This window comes from Comamonas sp. MYb69 (genome assembly GCF_037479315.1).
Taxonomy (GTDB): domain Bacteria; phylum Pseudomonadota; class Gammaproteobacteria; order Burkholderiales; family Burkholderiaceae_C; genus Comamonas.
The window spans coordinates 69,451-84,714 of the sequence record NZ_JBBGZG010000018.1 but is presented as its reverse complement, the minus strand read 5'-3'; the positions used below and the strand labels follow the sequence as shown (position 1 = coordinate 84,714).

17 protein-coding genes are annotated in these 15,264 nt (G+C 65.3%); 5 read left to right on the top strand and 12 right to left on the bottom strand.

The annotated features are described in order from the left end of the window. Positions 1-10: 10 nt before the first annotated feature. The 3 genes from mreD to WH303_RS21190 form a co-directional block, all read right to left on the bottom strand. Positions 11-529 (bottom strand): rod shape-determining protein MreD, encoded by a 519-nt coding sequence (gene mreD, locus WH303_RS21200; protein WP_021026800.1) that lies wholly within the window; start codon positions 527-529, stop codon positions 11-13. Between the two features lie 37 nt (positions 530-566). Next, positions 567-1,508, bottom strand: a complete 942-nt coding sequence (gene mreC / locus WH303_RS21195; protein ID WP_312988380.1) for a rod shape-determining protein MreC — start codon at positions 1,506-1,508, stop codon at positions 567-569. A 288-nt stretch (positions 1,509-1,796) separates the two neighbouring features. Then, positions 1,797-2,843, bottom strand: a complete 1,047-nt coding sequence (locus WH303_RS21190) for a rod shape-determining protein (RefSeq protein ID WP_021026802.1) — start codon at positions 2,841-2,843, stop codon at positions 1,797-1,799. 212 nt (positions 2,844-3,055) lie between these two features. Here WH303_RS21190 and gatC point away from each other — a divergent pair, with 212 nt between their 5' ends. The 3 genes from gatC to gatB all read left to right on the top strand — a co-directional run bounded on the left by gatC (position 3,056) and on the right by gatB (position 6,448). After that, the gene (gatC, locus tag WH303_RS21185) at positions 3,056-3,355 is read left to right on the top strand and encodes an Asp-tRNA(Asn)/Glu-tRNA(Gln) amidotransferase subunit GatC (RefSeq protein ID WP_116926797.1); all 300 of its coding nucleotides are present in this window, start codon (positions 3,056-3,058) and stop codon (positions 3,353-3,355) included. A 142-nt stretch (positions 3,356-3,497) separates the two neighbouring features. Next, positions 3,498-4,973 carry an Asp-tRNA(Asn)/Glu-tRNA(Gln) amidotransferase subunit GatA gene (gatA, locus tag WH303_RS21180; RefSeq protein WP_339521015.1) on the top strand — a complete coding sequence of 492 codons (1,476 nt, stop codon included), beginning with the start codon at positions 3,498-3,500 and terminating at the stop codon, positions 4,971-4,973. A 20-nt stretch (positions 4,974-4,993) separates the two neighbouring features. Continuing rightward, positions 4,994-6,448 carry an Asp-tRNA(Asn)/Glu-tRNA(Gln) amidotransferase subunit GatB gene (gatB, locus tag WH303_RS21175; RefSeq protein WP_339521014.1) on the top strand — a complete coding sequence of 485 codons (1,455 nt, stop codon included), beginning with the start codon at positions 4,994-4,996 and terminating at the stop codon, positions 6,446-6,448. A gap of 135 nt (positions 6,449-6,583) precedes the next feature. On the opposite strand, the gene WH303_RS21170 is transcribed toward gatB, so the two are convergent. The 6 genes from WH303_RS21170 to WH303_RS21145 all read right to left on the bottom strand — a co-directional run bounded on the left by WH303_RS21170 (position 6,584) and on the right by WH303_RS21145 (position 10,859). Then, complete coding sequence (locus WH303_RS21170; protein WP_182344043.1) at positions 6,584-6,736, bottom strand: transcription initiation factor TFIID subunit D10; 153 nt, start codon at positions 6,734-6,736, stop codon at positions 6,584-6,586. A gap of 219 nt (positions 6,737-6,955) precedes the next feature. Next, a complete protein-coding gene (locus tag WH303_RS21165) occupies positions 6,956-7,744 on the bottom strand; it encodes a hypothetical protein (protein WP_339521009.1) in 789 nt (262 codons plus the stop codon). A 108-nt stretch (positions 7,745-7,852) separates the two neighbouring features. Continuing rightward, positions 7,853-8,011 (bottom strand): hypothetical protein, encoded by a 159-nt coding sequence (locus WH303_RS21160; RefSeq protein ID WP_165841215.1) that lies wholly within the window; start codon positions 8,009-8,011, stop codon positions 7,853-7,855. Positions 8,012-8,052: 41 nt separating this feature from the next. Continuing rightward, positions 8,053-8,181, bottom strand: coding sequence for a hypothetical protein (locus WH303_RS21155; RefSeq protein WP_021026809.1), 129 nt, complete (start codon positions 8,179-8,181; stop codon positions 8,053-8,055). A gap of 261 nt (positions 8,182-8,442) precedes the next feature. After that, a complete protein-coding gene (locus WH303_RS21150) occupies positions 8,443-9,633 on the bottom strand; it encodes a hypothetical protein (RefSeq protein ID WP_339521006.1) in 1,191 nt (396 codons plus the stop codon). Further along, positions 9,630-10,859, bottom strand: coding sequence for a hypothetical protein (locus WH303_RS21145; RefSeq protein WP_339521004.1), 1,230 nt, complete (start codon positions 10,857-10,859; stop codon positions 9,630-9,632). The genes WH303_RS21150 and WH303_RS21145 overlap by 4 nt, the downstream gene beginning before the upstream one ends. Before the next feature lie 319 nt (positions 10,860-11,178). On the opposite strand from WH303_RS21145, the gene WH303_RS21140 reads away from it, so the two are divergent. Next, complete coding sequence (locus WH303_RS21140; RefSeq protein WP_021026812.1) at positions 11,179-11,637, top strand: PaaI family thioesterase; 459 nt, start codon at positions 11,179-11,181, stop codon at positions 11,635-11,637. A 58-nt stretch (positions 11,638-11,695) separates the two neighbouring features. Continuing rightward, the gene (locus WH303_RS21135; protein WP_021026813.1) at positions 11,696-12,250 is read left to right on the top strand and encodes a nitroreductase family protein; all 555 of its coding nucleotides are present in this window, start codon (positions 11,696-11,698) and stop codon (positions 12,248-12,250) included. A gap of 63 nt (positions 12,251-12,313) precedes the next feature. Here WH303_RS21135 and WH303_RS21130 read toward each other — a convergent pair whose 3' ends face one another. From WH303_RS21130 to WH303_RS21120, 3 genes are read right to left on the bottom strand one after another with little or no spacing between them, the layout of a single operon-like run. Next, on the bottom strand, positions 12,314-13,405 hold the full coding sequence (locus tag WH303_RS21130; RefSeq protein WP_339521000.1) for an ABC transporter ATP-binding protein: 1,092 nt from the start codon (positions 13,403-13,405) through the stop codon (positions 12,314-12,316). A gap of 1 nt (position 13,406) precedes the next feature. Next, entirely contained in the window at positions 13,407-14,273 is an 867-nt protein-coding gene (locus WH303_RS21125) for a carbohydrate ABC transporter permease (RefSeq protein WP_339520998.1), read from the bottom strand. After that, complete coding sequence (locus tag WH303_RS21120) at positions 14,263-15,258, bottom strand: carbohydrate ABC transporter permease (RefSeq protein WP_339520996.1); 996 nt, start codon at positions 15,256-15,258, stop codon at positions 14,263-14,265. The genes WH303_RS21125 and WH303_RS21120 overlap by 11 nt, the downstream gene beginning before the upstream one ends. Positions 15,259-15,264: the final 6 nt, after the last annotated feature.

The window sequence follows — 15,264 nt, the reverse complement described above, 5'->3', positions numbered from 1 at the left end:
AGGCCCCCGCTTACAAAGGGCGGTTCTCGTCATCGTCGGGCGGCTGGCGCTGGGGCAGCTGCAGCAGCCAGCTCACCAGCGGCCACAGCACCACGCACCACAGGCCGGGCGTCAAAAAGCCCCAGCCCGGAAAACTGCCGCGCAGCAACATGCGCAGCAGCATCAGCACCACATCGGAGGCGAGGAACAGCGGCATCACCTGCACCGCCTGGGCCATCACGCTCAGCCAGGTGATGCGCTGGCGCAGCAGCGCCACGCCATACAGCACGGCCGAATACACGAGCGCATGCAGGCCCAGCAGGGACGACTGGTGCACATCCATGCACAGGCCCAGCACAAAGGCCCAGCCCATGCCGATCTTGCCGGGCTCATGCACGCCCCAGTAGACCAGCACCAGCAGCAGCACATCGGGCAGCCACAGTGCGCGGCCCAGCGGCAGCATGTTGATCATCAGCGCCAGCACCAGGGTCAGCGCAATAAAGCCCGGGGGGACAGGGAGCAGCAAGGGCTGCCCACGCGGCATGATCATGGCTGCACTCCTGGGGGTTGGTTCATCGTAGCGGGCATCATCCGCGCTTGCCCTTGCGGGGGGTCGATGCCGGGCCTTCCTGGGTCTTGGTCTCCACCGGCGGGCGCGGGGGCAGCGCGTCTTCGGGCAGCGGGTTGATGACCATCACAAACTGCGTGCCGAACATCTGCGCCAGCGGCTCGCAGTAAACGCGCGAGAACGGCGAATCGGCACGGCGCTCGATCTTGACGATGCGCGCCACCGGCAGGCCGGGCGCATAGACGCCATCCACACCGCTGGTGGTCAGCAGATCGCCTTCCTGGATATCGGCATTGCTGGGCATGAAGCGCAGCTCCATGCCGCCGCCGTAGGCATTGGTCGGGTCGCCATAGGCCACGGCCCGGGCACCCGTGCGCGGGTTGAGCACGGGGATGGCCTGCTCCCGGTCGGTCAGCAAGGTCACCTCGGCCGACATCGGAAACACCCGGGTCACCTGGCCGAGCACGCCCATCTCGTCCATCACCGGCGAGCCGCGTGCAATGCCGGCGACCTCGCCCTTGTCGATCACGACGCGGCGGTTGAAGGCATCGGCCGTCTCGTACACCACCTGGGCAGCGCGCCCCTCGGTCTTGAGGCGGGGCACCAGGTTGAGCAGCTGGCGCAGGCGCTGGTTCTCATGGTCCAGGGTCTCGACCAGGTTGGCGCGGTGCGTCAGTGCGATGGCGTTTTTCTCGGCCACCACGGCCGCTGCCTGCGCGGTGTGCAGGTCTTCAAAATACCTGGCGCCGCCCTGGGCCAGCAGCACCGGCTGCAGCATCACCCATTGCATCGGGAACAGCACGGTGGCCACCGCCTTGCGCAGCGGCTCGGTGAGCTTGAAGCGAACGTCGGCCACCATCAGGAACACGGCCAGCGCCACGCACAGCGCCAGGCGCACATTGGCGCTGGGCCCCTGGGGTCGGAAGGTCGGTATACCGCCGGAGAAGACGTTGCGTGCCATGCGGTGGCCTCAGCAGAACCGGGCCCTGCGCGCTGCGCCTGGTCCGGGCGCGTGCCGCCCCGCCGCTCGGCGGTCAGCACGGTGGACAGGGAACAAGAGCAGGGACATCAGAGAAAAGCGAAAAAGCAGAAGCGGGCGCATGGCGGCGGCGGGCCCATCAGCCAGACCTTGTGCACACCGCCAGGGGCAAGCGGGCCGCAAAGCGCAATGGCGGGCCGGCAGCGGGCTATGGGTTGCATAGTCGCTGACGCTCGCCATTATTGCGTATCCGCGCGGAGGGCGCCCGGGTTATTCGCTGGTGAAGATGGTCACGCCCTTGCGGTCGAGCGTATCGAGGGCGATACCGCAGCCGCGCACCACGCAGGTCAGTGGCTCCTCGGCAACCAGCACCGGCAAGCCGGTTTCTTCGGCCAGCAGGCGGTCCAGGTCGCGCAGCAAGGCGCCGCCACCGGTCAGCATCATGCCGCGGTCGGCGATGTCGGCACCCAGCTCGGGCGGGGTTTGCTCCAGCGCGTTCTTCACGGCAGAGACGATCTGGTTGAGCGGCTCGGTCAGGGCTTCCAGCACCTCGTTGGAGCTGATGGTGAAGCTGCGTGGCACGCCTTCGGAGAGGTTGCGGCCCTTGACTTCGATTTCCTTGACTTCGGAGCCTGGGAACGCCGAACCAATGCTCTTCTTGATCAGCTCGGCCGTGGGTTCGCCGATCATCATGCCGTAGTTGCGGCGGATGTAGTTGATGATGGATTCGTCGAACTTGTCACCGCCCACGCGCACACTGCCCTTGTAGACCATGCCGCCCAGCGAGATCACGCCCACTTCGGTGGTACCGCCACCAATGTCGACCACCATCGAGCCCGAGGCCTCGGACACCGGCAGGCCCGCGCCGATACCGGCAGCCATCGGCTCTTCGATCAGCTCCACCTGGGTGGCGCCAGCCTTGAGCGCGGCATCCTTGATCGCGCGGCGCTCGACCTGGGTCGAGCCGCAGGGCACGCAGATGATGATGCGGGGGCTGGGCGAGAGCAAGGTGCGGGGGTGCACCATCTTGATGAACTGCTTGATCATCTGCTCGGTGATCAGGAAGTCGGCGATCACACCGTCCTTCATCGGGCGGATGGCTTCGATATTGCCGGGCACCTTGCCCAGCATGGCCTTGGCTTCGCGGCCTACGGCCTGGATGACCTTGCGGCCATGGGTGCCACCTTCATGGCGAATCGCAACCACGGAGGGCTCATCGAGCACAATCCCTTTGTCGCGTGCAAAAATCAAGGTGTTGGCCGTGCCCAGGTCGATGGCCAGGTCGGTGGAAAAGTAGCGACGGAACGCTCCGAACATGCAAGTTTCCTCTAGGGCATGGGTCGCACTTCGGCGCTCCATCGCCCTTCATTGGTGTGTGGTGAGATGACAGAAGGGTTTTTGATGCGCAATGACCGACGTTGCCGCCTTATTGCGTCAAAGACGGGATAATACCCCATCCCCTGTGAATAACTTACAGGGCAACGCTTTCCGGCCCCGTTTTTTTACGACTGGTTTACATACGACTATCTATGGCCCTGACAAAAGATGACATTGCCCGCATCGCCAACCTGGCGCGGCTCGAATTATCCGGCTCCGAGAGTGAGCGCATGCTCTCGCAGATGAATAACTTTTTCGGCATTGTGGAGAAGATGCAGGCTGTGGATACCTCCGGTGTCATGCCCCTGTCACACCCCGTGGCCGCGATCCAGGAAATCAGCCTGCGCCTGCGCGATGACGTCATCAGCGAACCCAATAACCGGGAGGCCAACCAGCGCAGTGCCCCTGCCGTGGAAAAAGGCTATTTCCTGGTGCCCAAGGTGATTGAGTAATTCACAGCATCTTCAGGCCTGGCGGGCCCTGGCAACAACCGGCCCCCGGCCGTGGTGGCAGCAGCACGCAGCACCACGCCCCTGAGACCGGCGCGCAGCGCCCTTTCCCATTCACCGAGATCGCCAAGATCGCGAGATTTGCATGAGCATCCCTACCGAATTGCATGACTTGAGCGTGGCCCAATTGGCCGCCAAGCTCAAAAGCCGCGAAGTGTCCTCCGTCGAGGCCGCCCAGCATTTTCTGGCCCGCGCCAAGACCCACCAGGATCTGGGTGCCTACATCCACATCAACGAAGAAGTGACCCTGGCCCAGGCCCGCGCCGCCGATGCCGCCATTGCAGCGGGCACGGCCGGCAAGCTCGCTGGTGTGCCGATGGGCCACAAGGACCTGTTCGTCACCCAGGACTTCCCGACCACCGCAGGCAGCAAGATGCTGGCCGGCTACCAGTCGCCGTTTGACGCCACCATGGTGAGCAAGCTGGCAGCTGCTGGCGCCGTCACGCTGGGCAAGCTGAACATGGACGAGTTCGCGATGGGCTCGGCCAACGAGAACAGCGCCATCAGCCCGGTGCGCAACCCCTGGGACACCAGCCGGGTGCCCGGCGGCTCGTCCGGCGGCTCGGCAGCAGCCGTGGCCGCGCGCCTGGCGCCTGCAGCCACCGGCAGCGATACCGGCGGCTCGATCCGCCAGCCCGCGTCGTTCTGCGGCATCACCGGCATCAAGCCCACCTATGGGCGCGCCAGCCGCTACGGCATGATCGCCTTCGCCTCCAGCCTGGACCAGGCCGGCCCGATGGCGCGCACCGCCGAAGACTGCGCGCTGCTGCTGAGCGAAATGTGCGGCCCCGACCTGGACCGCGACTCCACCAGCCTGGACCACCCGGCCGAAGACTTCACACTGAACCTGAACGACTCGCTGGCCGGCCTGCGCATTGGCGTGCCTGCCGAGTTCTTTGGCGATGGCCTGAGCAGCGATGTGCGCGCCGCCGTCGATGCCGCGCTCAAGGAGTACGAAAAGCTGGGCGCCAAGCTGGTGCCGATCAGCCTGCCACGCACCGAGCTGTCCATCCCCGTCTACTACATCATCGCCCCGGCCGAAGCTTCGTCCAACCTCTCGCGCTTCGACGGCGTGAAGTTCGGCCACCGCGCCAAGGACTACGACGACCTGGTAGACATGTACAAGAAGACCCGCGCCGAAGGCTTTGGCGACGAGGTCAAGCGCCGCATCATGACCGGCGCCTATGTGCTCTCGCACGGCTACTACGACGCCTACTACCTGCAGGCGCAAAAGATCCGCCGCATGATTGCCGACGACTTCCAGACCGCCTTCAAGGACTGCGACCTGATCGCCGGCCCCGCTGCGCCCACCGTGGCCTGGGCGCTGGGTGGCAAGAGCGACCCGCTCGCCAACTACCTGGCCGACATCTACACCTTGCCCGCGTCGCTGGCCGGCCTGCCCGGCCTGAGCGTACCTGCTGGCTTTGGCGAAGGCGGCATGCCCGTGGGCCTGCAGCTGATCGGCAATTACTTTGGCGAAGCCAAGCTCCTGAACGCCGCCCACCAGCTGCAGCAAGCCACCGACCACCACCTGCGCCAGCCCACCGGCATCGCGAAGTAACGCAGGGAGGAACACAGAACATGACCGAAACAAGCATCAAGCTCATCAACGGCTACGAAGTGGTGATTGGCTTTGAAACCCACACCCAGCTGGCCGCCAACAGCAAGATCTTCAGCCGCGCCAGCACCGCCTTTGGCGCCGAGCCCAACACCCAGGCCTGCGCCGTGGACCTGGCCCTGCCCGGCACCCTGCCGGTGATGAACAAGAAGGCCGTCGAATGCGCCATCAAGCTTGGCCTGGCGCTGGGCAGCACGATTGCGCCCGTCAGCATCTTTGCGCGCAAGAACTACTTCTACCCCGACCTGCCCAAGGGCTACCAGATCTCGCAGTTCGAGATCCCGGTGGTGCAAGGCGGTGAGGTGAGCTTCTTTGTCGGCGACCAGAAAAAGACCGTGCGCCTGGTGCGCGCCCACCTTGAAGAAGACGCGGGCAAATCGGTGCACGACGAGTTCATCGGCCAATCGGGCATTGACCTGAACCGCGCCGGCACGCCGCTGTTGGAGATCGTCACCGAGCCCGACATGGGCAGCACCGCCGAGGCCGTGGCTTACGCCAAGGAACTGCACAAGATCGTCACCTGGATCGGCATCTGCGACGGCAATATGCAAGAAGGCTCGTTCCGCTGCGATGCCAACGTGTCCGTGCGCAAGCCCGGCCAGCCGCTGGGCACCCGCCGCGAGATCAAGAACCTGAACTCGTTCAAGAACATGCAGATCGCCATCGATTACGAAATCCGCTGGCAGATCGAAGAGATCGAAGACGGCCGCGCGATCCAGCAGGCCACCGTGCTGTTCAACCCCGATACCGGCGAGACCCGCGCGATGCGCACCAAGGAAGACGCGGCCGACTACCGCTATTTCCCCGATCCGGACCTGCCACCGCTGGTCGTTGCCGACAGCTGGGTGCAGGCCGTCAAGGCCGAGATGCCCGAGCTGCCGCGCCAGCGCGCCGACCGCTTTGTGGCCGACTACGGCCTGCCCGAGTACGACGCCACCACCCTGACCCAAAGCCAGGCGATGGCCGACTACTTTGAAGCCGCCGCCAAGGCCAGCAGCCAGCCCAAGCTCGCCAGCAACTGGGTGATGGGCGAGATCTCGCGCCGCCTGAACATGGAAGAGATCAGCATGGACCAGGTCAAGGTCAGCGCCGCGCAGCTGGGCACCTTGATCGCCCGCATCCACGGCAATGTCATCAGCAACAACAGTGCCAAGCAGGTGTTCGAGGCGCTGTGGAGCGGCGAAGGCACCGACGTCGACGCCGTCATCGACGCCAAGGACTTGAAGCAATCCAATGACACGGGCGCGCTCGAAGCCATCATCGACGAGGTGATCGCCGCCAACCCCGGCAATGTCGAGCAGTACAAGGCCGGCAAGGACAAGGCCTTCAACGCCCTGGTCGGCCAGGTGATGAAGGCCTCCAAGGGCAAGGCCAATCCGGGCCAGGTCAATGAGCTGTTGAAGGCCAAGCTCGCCTGATCTCCCCGCCACCGCAGACAGCAAGAAGCCTCCAGCGATGGAGGCTTTTTTACGGGCTTGCCAGGCATACACCCTGGCTGACCCTGCTGGTTATCGCGCGGTGGCGACTACCAGTGGCTTAGGCCAACGCTGGCTTCAGCGCTGCTGCTGCGACCGGTCTTGCTGACCAGGCTGCTTTTGCTGCGGCGACTGCTGCTGGTGCTGCTGCTCTTTGGGCGAGCCGGGCTTCTGGCCCGATTGCTGCTGGTTCACCTGGTTGGGATTGCGTTGGCTGTTTGGTTGATTCATAGCGTTAGCTCCTTCAAGATGATGACGGGGCGACATTGCCCTGCCATGGTTCTATGGTCGCGCTGCCGCCGAAGGGCCGGTGTAGGAATTGACGCGCCGCCTGCTTCGAGACGTTTCTCGCTGCACATTTTGCAAAGCCGCTTTGGGCATTCCAGGCGGTAAGTGACGCAGGGTCGCCTACATCCCATTTCCATCCTTCACAGAAGTACAAGCTAGGCTCTACTCCCAGCGGTCGGCCATGTCTTCGGTATAGCCCATGACCAGAATGCGCTGGGTTTGCAGCACCGCTGGCAAGGCTTGCCAGCCCGGATGGGCCAGCAGCGCCTCATTGCCCTGGGCATAGAGCGCCCGCAGATCCGCCACCAGCGCCTGGGCCTGCGCGGCACCGGGCGGCTGCACGCGGGCCAGTGCCATCCAGGCGGCGCCCATGGCCAACAGCTGGTAGCCATGCTGCTCGGCCAAATGCTGGTGGATGGCGTGGTTTTGAAAGCTGTCCCAGTCGGCGCTGAAATAGCCATTGGGTTGGCCGGCCATCAGCGGATCGCCTTCGGCCAGCGGCAGGCGCTGGATGTAGACGACGTCATCGAGCAGCAGATCGGGCGCGCGGTTGGCGGCCAGCAGTGCGTCGATATCGCTGGCGCTTACCGCCAGGCTGCCGCAGACATCGGCCCAGCGTTGCGGGCCCTGGGCCTCGCGCAGCTGCCGCGCGCGGTGCTGCAGCGCCTGCAGATCCCAGGCTGCTTGCTGCGCCGGGTCGTCCCAGTCCATATCCAGCGGACTGGCCAGGTAGAGCCGGTCATCCTGGCTGGCATGGCCGCTGGTGTAGCTGCCCTGCTGGATATCGTCCAAGGTGCACAGATAACGGTGCGCGGGGTCGGCGGCGCGCAGCGCTTCGACATGCGCCAGCAAGGCGGCCAGGCTGCCAACTTCTTCAATCCATTGGTAGGCAAAGCTGTAGTTGGCGCGGCGGTAGGGTGGGTTGGGCTGCGCGAAGAATCCGGTGTTCATCGATATCTGCTGGCGAGGTGGTCGAGAGCGCCAGTATCGCCGCGCATGCGCTGCCGCGCCCACGAAAAAGCCCGCATCGTGCGGGCTTTGGTGTAGGGGCTCAGAAGATCAGCACATCTGTGCGTTGTCCGGTGTCTTGGGCTCGGTGCCCAGTTGGCGCCGGTTGCACTTGCACTGCTGCTGCGAGTACTTGGCCTCGCGCAACGGCTGGCCCTGCTGCAGCGGCCAAGGCTGCTGCTTGGTCATCGGCAAAGGCAGTTGTTGCATGGGGTGCTCCGTCTGGTCTTCGTGGGCCGCGCAGTCGCAGACTACTTCTGCGATGGCTGCTTGCGGTCCTGCTGGCCCGGTTGCTGCTGCTTCGGGGATTGTTGCTGTTGCTGCTGCTCCTTTTTCTGGGCAGGCTGCTGTCCGGACTGTTGGTGGTTCTGCTGGCTCATGGCGCTTACTCCTTCAGTGTCAGGTTGGCGGCAGGAGCAAACGCCTGCCGTGAGGACATGGTGCCGCTGCGGGCTGGCGCTGGCTGTAGGAGTTTTGGAGATTCGTTTGGCTTTACGTAAACAGGCCGGTGGATTTGCAAAATTTCTTTACAAAACAGCGCTGTAGGCCGCCCAATAACTATCGTATTGCGCTGCACTTTTATCGTCCACTATCCACGTTGACCATGGGCTAGCCGGGCCACGCGTGCATGCGCTGATGCCTCAGTCTTCGCTGGCTGCCTCAAGCCGCTTTTGGGGCTGAAAGTCGACCAAGGTCTGGCCCTCGTTGTCGATCACCAGGGCCGGCAGGTTCAAGCCGGTGCTCAGGTAAAAACCACCGGGCCAGGCCTGGGCCGCCAGGTGCTCGCCGTCAAACAGCAACTGCGGCATCTCGCGCGTGGACTTGCGCCACACCACTTGCAGGCTGCGCGCATCGACGATCTGCAGCACCACCTCGGCGGCGGTGGTAGGGGTCTCGTCATAGCGCATCAGCACCCGGCCCGCATTGCGGGCCAGCACCTCACCGCTGAACTGCACCGGCACGCTGGCCACCGTTGCAATCTGGGTAATGCCCGCCTCGCGCAGCGCCTGGCGGCTGACGACAAAACCATCGCTTACCGGCTGGTAGCGCTTGGGGGCGGCGCGCACCTGCTTGTCGGCGCTGGAGTGCACACTCAGCCGGGGCCAGCGCTCAAACTCCCCGGGCCGCACCTTTTGCGCAAACTGCAGCAAGATCATCGGCATGCCGTACTGGGCCACGTCGGTGTCAAAGTCGGCGTAATCGATGCGCGAGGCCGTCTGCGGGTACTGTGCCCAGGGGCGCTGCTGCCAGCGGGGCAACCGCTCGGCCCAGGGGTAGAGCTCGCCACTGGCCCAGTACAGCGCATAGCGGTCGCCGGTATTGCTGGTCACATCCAAGAGCCCCGGCTCGCGCAGCTCGCCAAAGGCGTACTTGGACACACCCGTGCCCAGCTCGGCCGCAAAGCGCTGGCGCAGCGCGGCATCCATCGGCGCAAACGCGGTCTGCGCCGGCGCGCGCAGCCACCAGTGCCGGTCATTGAGCAGCAGCGACAGCTGGCCATTGGCCTCGCTGCGCAAGCGGGCCGGCTGGCGCAGCTGCGCACGGGGCAGCACAATGCGCTGGGGCTCGCCCAGCAGCTGCTTGGCCTGCAGGTCGTTGTCCAGCAGCACAAACACATCGTCCTGCGCGGTGCTGTGCTTCATCACCCGCAGCATGCGCAGGCTGCCGTCCTCTCCTTGGTAGACGGCCGAGGCCGCCACATCGCCCAGCTCCTCGGCCTTGTCTGCACCCGATTGCAGCAGCTTGACCGTCGCGGGCACCAGCAGCGGCAGCACAAAAAAGAACAGAAAGCCCAGACCCAGCGGAAGATAAAAACGCCGAGGAATGCTCACTGCGCGGCTCCTGCGGCCGCAGCCCCAAAGTCCTGCAGCACCTCGCCGTTATCGCCAATCAGCAGCGCGGGCTGGCGCATGTCATCGAGCAGCAAAAAGCCGGCGCTCACGGCCTGGCCGGTGACATACATGCCGCCTTCGCGCTGGCCCAGCGGGGGCAACTGGTCGATGGTGCGGCTCCACACCACCTGCTGGTTGGCCTTGTCCAGAAGCTGGATCACGCGCCCCTCCTGCCGCAGCGGCGTCGGGTTGTAGGCCAGCAGCAGGCGGCGCGCATTCTCGGCCATCACATCGGCATGGAAGCGCGGCACCGCCGGCTGCACCACCTTGATGCGCAGCAGGCCCCGGTCCTTGGTGGCATAGGGGCGGGTCGAGAAGCCATCGCCAATGACCACATAGCTGCGCGGCGAGGTCTGCACCTCGCGGCTGTCGCTGGGCTGCAGGTCGTAATAGCCAAAGTAGGCGGGCTGGCCGGGCTCGTGCCTCCACCAGGACTGCACCAGCAGCGCGCGGCCTTCCTCACCGGTGGGGCGGGGCAGCGATTCATAGCGGTAGAAGGCGATCTCCTGGCCGTAGCCGGCCTGGGCCTTTTCGTAGAGGCTGCTGCTGTCGGCCACCGGCCAGATCTGGCCGAGCAGCCAGTACACCAGGTATTTGCTGCCGCTGCGGCTGGTGACCTCCAGGCTGTCAGGCCGGTCGCGGCCCTTGGGCGCTACGCCCACAATGCCCTCGCCCAGCTGCGCGGCAAATTTCTCGCTGAGCTGGGGCAGCAGATCGACAAAGCGCAGGCTCGCCAGATCCAGCCGCCAAAAGCTGCGTTCCCGCAAAAAGAGGTAGAGCTGGCCGTCCGAGAAAAACTGCAGCTCAGCCCGGCCGGCGCTGCCAGCCCAGGGCATGGCCATGCGCTGGGGCTCGCCCAGGCTGGCGCCGGTGGCGGCATCACGGACCAGCACGCGGTAGACCACATCGCCCTGCTCGCGGTTTTCAAACAGCTGCAGCAGCAGGCGCTGGCCATTGCGCTCGATCAGCGTGGTCGCCTCGCTGCGGCCCAGTGCCAGCTGCGGCGCTGCCTTGTCTTGCCAGGCAGCGGGCAGCTTCAGCTGGAGCCCGGGTTGCAGCCGGGGCAGCCACCAGGGGATGGACAGCAGCATGGCCAGCAGCACCGCCAGCCAGGGCAGGTGCCGGCGCAGCCGCGCCCCGCTGGCTGCGTCTGCCGACGCGGACATGCCAGCAAATACCTGGCCCTGCAGCTGCTCCAGCCGGAACTGCGCGCCGCACTGCAGGCAGGCAAAGCGGTCGCGCGCACCTGCGCTGCGGCAGTTCGCTGCGCCGCAGCGCGGGCAATACGGGGATGACAGAGAGGATGCTGAGGACCAGACGGGCATAAGCCAGCGATGATAAACCGTGCCCCCAGAAGCGATGCCCCCGCTTTGCAAACGAAGCTGGGCGCCGCTGGAGCGGCGACTCCCAGGTGTCAGCCACGCGGCGCGGCTTGGGGCTCCTGCCGCTAACATCCAAGGTTTTGAACCTGCTGCGTCCTGCCCCATGACCACCACTGCACCCTCCGCTGTTGCCAACGACATCCCCGCCTACACCGTGGATGAGCCCGCCAACCAGATTTTCGGCCTCAGCATGGCCATGGCCGAGGCCTTCCTGCTCAAGGGCGAGGCGATCGGCAATGAGCGCGCCCGGGTGCGCATGCCCTACCAGAAGCAGTACACCAACAGCCGGGGCGATATGCATGGCGGCGCCATCGCCACCTTGCTCGATGTGGGCCTGTCCTGCGCCGCTCGCGCGCATGATCCGTTGCGCTATGGCGTCATCACCGTGGACCTGACCATTCATTACATTGCGCCGGGCAGCGGCGATGTGGTCTGCACGGCCGTTTGCGAAAAGCGCGGCAAGAGCCTGTCCTTTGTGCGCGGCGAGCTGCATGACGATGCTGGCAACCTGTTGGGCCTGGCCACCGGCACCTTCAAGCTGGTCGATAAACAAAAAATCTAGGCCTGCAAAAAACCGGCAGATATGGCATGCTGGCAGTCTTATTGCTCACTTTTTGACCATGACGACGCGCCAATCCACCCATGCCATCCATCCCCAGTTTCTGGACCGTTTCTCGCCCCGCGCCTTCTCGGGCAAGGCGCTGACCGCCAAGGACATCGAGACCATTGTGGAAGGCGCACGCTGGGCCCCTTCGGCCAGCAACAAGCAGCCTTGGCACTTTGCCTATTCGATCAACGGCGATGCCAACTGGCAGGCGTTTTCCACCATCCCCAACGAGTTCAACCGCCGCTGGTGCCTGAACGCCGGCGCCCTGCTGGTGGTGCTGTCGAACAAGGACGAGTCTCCCGCGCCCAGCTTTGACACCGGTTGCGCCTGGGGCTACCTGGCTCTGCAAGCCCATGCGATGGGCCTGGCCACCCACGCCATGGGCGGCATCGAGCGCGATGCTGCACGCGCCGTGCTCAAGCTCGGTGACAACTGGCAGGTCGAATGCCTGGTCGCCATTGGCGAGCGCGGCGACAAGTCCAGCCTGCCCGCCGACCTGGCCGAGCGCGAGACACCCTCGCCCCGCAAGGCGCTGTCGGAGATCTTGAGCGCAGGCCCCCTGGCTTAAACGGCTGCACCCAGCAACGCAAAGGCTCCCACCCGGGAGCCTTTGTGCTTGAGAGGCCAGGCCTTAGGCGACGTTGAGCCGCTCACCGCTTTGCCGGTCAAACACATGCCAATGCTGCGGCGCCGTGTGCCAATGCAGCGCCTGGCCCGGCGCCAGCGCCAGGCGCTCCTTGACGGTCGAAATGAGAGGCTGCTGGCCAAAGCGGCTGACCACCTGGGTTTCGGCGCCGGTGGGCTCCACCACCTCGACCGTCGCTGCGCTGGTGGCTACACCGCTCAGGGGCGCCACTGCCAGCTGCACATGTTCGGGCCGCACGCCCAGCCACAGCGCACGCTCGCCTTGCGCCTGCAGGCCGGGCAGCAGCGGCAGGCGCAGGCCATCGTCGGTCACCAGCTGCCAGCCATCCTGCGCCGGCTGGCTGCGGGCGGCAATCAGGTTCATCGAGGGCGAGCCAATGAACTGCGCGACAAAGGCATTGCGCGGCCGGTCGTACAGCTCCAGCGGCGTGCCCACCTGCTCGATCAGGCCATCGCGCATCACCACAATGCGGTCGGCCATGGTCATGGCCTCGATCTGGTCATGCGTCACATAGACGGTGGTGGTGCGCAGGCGCTGGTGCAAGGCCTTGATCTCGGTGCGCATCTGCACACGCAGCTTGGCATCCAGGTTGGACAGCGGCTCGTCAAACAAAAAGGCCAGTGGCTCGCGCACAATGGCGCGGCCCATGGCCACGCGCTGGCGCTGGCCGCCCGACAGCTGGGCAGGCAGGCGGGCCAGCAGCGGCTCCAGGCCCAGGATCTCGGCCACCTGCTGCACGCGCTGCGCAATGGCCGCCGGCGCCTGGCGCTGCAGCTTCAGCGCAAAGCCCAGGTTCTCGGCCACCGTCATATGCGGGTAGAGCGCATAGTTCTGGAACACCATCGCGATATTGCGCTCGCGCGGCGGCACATCGTTGATGACATTCCCTCCCAGCACGATCTGGCCGCTGCTGACCTCTTCGAGCCCGGCGAGCATGCGCAGCAAGGTGGATTTGCCGCAGCCAGATGGGCCAACCAGCGCGACAAACTCGCCCTCGGCAATATCGAGCGATATGCCCTTGAGCACATCGTGCCCCTCAAAGTGCTTGCGCAGCTGTCTCAATGCAATCGAAGCCATCTCAGTCCTTGACGCCACCGGCGGTGAGGCCGTGAACGAGGTATTTGCGCACCAGCACCGTGAAAAGCAGCACCGGCAGCATCACCAGGGTGCCGGCCGCTGCAATCTTGGTCCACTCCCAGCCGTCGTACTGCAGAAAATTGACGATGGCGACCGGTGCCGTCACCGCCTGGGTGCGGGTCAGGATCAGTGCGAAGAAAAAGTCGCTCCACGAGAAGATGAAGCACAGCACGGCGGTGGCCACCAGGCCCGGCCGGGTCAGCGGCAAGGTCACATGCCAGAAGGCCGACCAGATGCTGCAGCCGTCCATCCAGGCGGCCTCTTCGAGCGCCGTGGGAATGGCCTCAAAAAAGCCCTGCATCATCCAGATCACGATGGCCAGGTTGAAGGTCAGGTAGACCAGCACCAAGCCCCAGACGGAATCGAGCAGGCCCAGCCAGCGAAAGGCCAGAAAGAACGGAATCGTGAACGCAATGGGCGGCGCCATGCGCGTGCACAGCACCCACAACGCCACCTGGCGCCGCTGCTTGAAGCGCCAGCGCGACAGCGCATAGGCAGCGGGCACGCCCAAGAGCAGCGACAGCCCGGTGGACAGCACGCTCACCAGCAGGCTGTTGCCAAAGGAGCGCGCAAAGTTGTCCTGCCACAGGCCCGCAAAGGCCTCCAATGTGGGGCTGAAGACCAGATCCAGCGACAGCGCATCGCCCGCCGGGCGAAAGGCCATCTGCAGCATCCACAAAAAGGGCAGCAGCACCACCATCAGCACCAGCACGGCGGCGGTGCTGCGCAGATGGCGCTGCAGGCCTTGCACGGCGCGTTGCCATACGGGCAGCGCAGGTGCTGCGTGGTGCCAGGTCTCAGCGTGCATGGGCATCTCCCTTGGCCCGGCCCAGGCGGCTGACCAGTGCGCTCAGCACAAAGATGATGGCCAGCATCACCACCGCAATGGCGCTGCCGTAGCCCCAGTACGAGAAGTTGAAGGCCTGGATAAAGCCGTAGAAATTGGTCACCTCGGTCACAGTGCCCGGCCCGCCATTGGTCAGCACATACAGCAGCGGAAAGGCCTTGAAGCTGTCGATCAGGCGGAACAGCGCGCAGACCACCAGGGTGCGCTGCAGATAGGGCAGCACGATGTAGACAAACACCTGCCAGCGGTTGGCGCCATCGATGCGGGCGGCATCGACCGGGTCGCGCGGCACCATCTGCAGCTGCGCCAGCACCATCAGCATCGTGAACGGGAACCACTGCCAGACATCGGCGGCCACAATGGCCCACAGCGCGGTGTTGGGGTTGGCGATCAGCGAGCGCAGCGGCCAGCCCCATTGCTCGAGCAGCGCATGCATCGGGCTGATGTCGGGCGTGTAGATGATCTTCCAGACCAGGGCCACCACAATCGGCGGCAGCACCATCGGGATCAGAAAGAACGTACGCAGGCCCGCCACCACCGGGCTGCTGCTGTGCAGCAGCAAGGCCAGGCCCAGGCCGACGAGCAGCTGCAGCAGCACGCTGACCGACGAGAGCTTGGCCTGCACCCAGAGCGAATCGACAAAGCGCTGGTCCTGCAGCAGCTGCGCATAGTTGCCGGCAGGCTGCGCAAAATGGAAGGTGGCTGCCGGGTCGGTCAGGCTCAGCGGCGTCAGGCTCACCACCACCAGCGTGATGAGCGGCAGCAAGGTGATGGCGGCCAGCACCACCAGTGCGGGTGCCAGGCCCAGGCCATAGGCCCGTGCCGATTCGCGCTGCCAGTTGCGCGACGCTGCAGCCGCAGCGGGCTTGCCGCGTGCCTGGCTGGGCAGCGGGCGCGCGGCTCCGGTGTCGAGCGCCTGCGGCGCGAGAGATGCAGTGGGCGGCATGGGGGC

Excerpts from the sequence above, each read along its gene's own strand:
- mreD (WP_021026800.1), bottom strand. The coding sequence starts at position 529 with ATGATCATGCCGCGTGGGCAGCCCTTGCTGCTCCCTGTCCCCCCGGGC.
- mreC (WP_312988380.1), bottom strand. The coding sequence starts at position 1,508 with ATGGCACGCAACGTCTTCTCCGGCGGTATACCGACCTTCCGACCCCAG.
- WH303_RS21190 (WP_021026802.1), bottom strand. The coding sequence starts at position 2,843 with ATGTTCGGAGCGTTCCGTCGCTACTTTTCCACCGACCTGGCCATCGAC.
- gatC (WP_116926797.1), top strand. The coding sequence starts at position 3,056 with ATGGCCCTGACAAAAGATGACATTGCCCGCATCGCCAACCTGGCGCGG.
- gatA (WP_339521015.1), top strand. The coding sequence starts at position 3,498 with ATGAGCATCCCTACCGAATTGCATGACTTGAGCGTGGCCCAATTGGCC.
- gatB (WP_339521014.1), top strand. The coding sequence starts at position 4,994 with ATGACCGAAACAAGCATCAAGCTCATCAACGGCTACGAAGTGGTGATT.
- WH303_RS21170 (WP_182344043.1), bottom strand. The coding sequence starts at position 6,736 with ATGAATCAACCAAACAGCCAACGCAATCCCAACCAGGTGAACCAGCAG.
- WH303_RS21165 (WP_339521009.1), bottom strand. The coding sequence starts at position 7,744 with ATGAACACCGGATTCTTCGCGCAGCCCAACCCACCCTACCGCCGCGCC.
- WH303_RS21160 (WP_165841215.1), bottom strand. The coding sequence starts at position 8,011 with ATGCAACAACTGCCTTTGCCGATGACCAAGCAGCAGCCTTGGCCGCTG.
- WH303_RS21155 (WP_021026809.1), bottom strand. The coding sequence starts at position 8,181 with ATGAGCCAGCAGAACCACCAACAGTCCGGACAGCAGCCTGCCCAGAAA.
- WH303_RS21145 (WP_339521004.1), bottom strand. The coding sequence starts at position 10,859 with ATGTCCGCGTCGGCAGACGCAGCCAGCGGGGCGCGGCTGCGCCGGCAC.
- WH303_RS21140 (WP_021026812.1), top strand. The coding sequence starts at position 11,179 with ATGACCACCACTGCACCCTCCGCTGTTGCCAACGACATCCCCGCCTAC.
- WH303_RS21135 (WP_021026813.1), top strand. The coding sequence starts at position 11,696 with ATGACGACGCGCCAATCCACCCATGCCATCCATCCCCAGTTTCTGGAC.
- WH303_RS21130 (WP_339521000.1), bottom strand. The coding sequence starts at position 13,405 with ATGGCTTCGATTGCATTGAGACAGCTGCGCAAGCACTTTGAGGGGCAC.
- WH303_RS21125 (WP_339520998.1), bottom strand. The coding sequence starts at position 14,273 with ATGCACGCTGAGACCTGGCACCACGCAGCACCTGCGCTGCCCGTATGG.
- WH303_RS21120 (WP_339520996.1), bottom strand. The coding sequence starts at position 15,258 with ATGCCGCCCACTGCATCTCTCGCGCCGCAGGCGCTCGACACCGGAGCC.